The sequence below is a fragment of the Psychrobacter sp. Ps6 genome, assembly GCF_022129235.1.
Classification (GTDB): Bacteria; Pseudomonadota; Gammaproteobacteria; order Pseudomonadales; family Moraxellaceae; genus Psychrobacter.
In genome coordinates this window covers 1-270 of record NZ_JADQAI010000194.1, presented here as the reverse complement: position 1 = coordinate 270, position 270 = coordinate 1, and the positions used below count along the sequence as shown (strand labels likewise).

The window sequence follows — 270 nt, the reverse complement described above, 5'->3', positions numbered from 1 at the left end:
CTAAATCTCCATCATGGGTTAATTGAAAGCCACGTCTTCCTCTATGGCATAGATTTAAACCTAATCGAGTTTCCAATTGACTCATTTTGGTACTAATTGTTGATTGGTGCATATTAAGTTTAAACTGAGCAGCAGAGAATCCCCCACAATCAACAATAACTTTAAATATTTGTAATAATTTTAGATCCACATCAGTAATAACTCTCATCCATCCCTCTATTACAACTTGGTAGAGATTGAGCATTTACACTAATAAAAGAAAAATCATAA

1 protein-coding gene is annotated in these 270 nt (G+C 32.6%); it reads right to left on the bottom strand.

What is annotated here, in order from left to right; genetic code table 11:
* A partial coding sequence (locus tag I3255_RS14805; protein WP_238039513.1) for a LysR family transcriptional regulator occupies positions 1-208 on the bottom strand: 208 nt, incomplete at its 3' end.
* Positions 209-270: the final 62 nt, after the last annotated feature.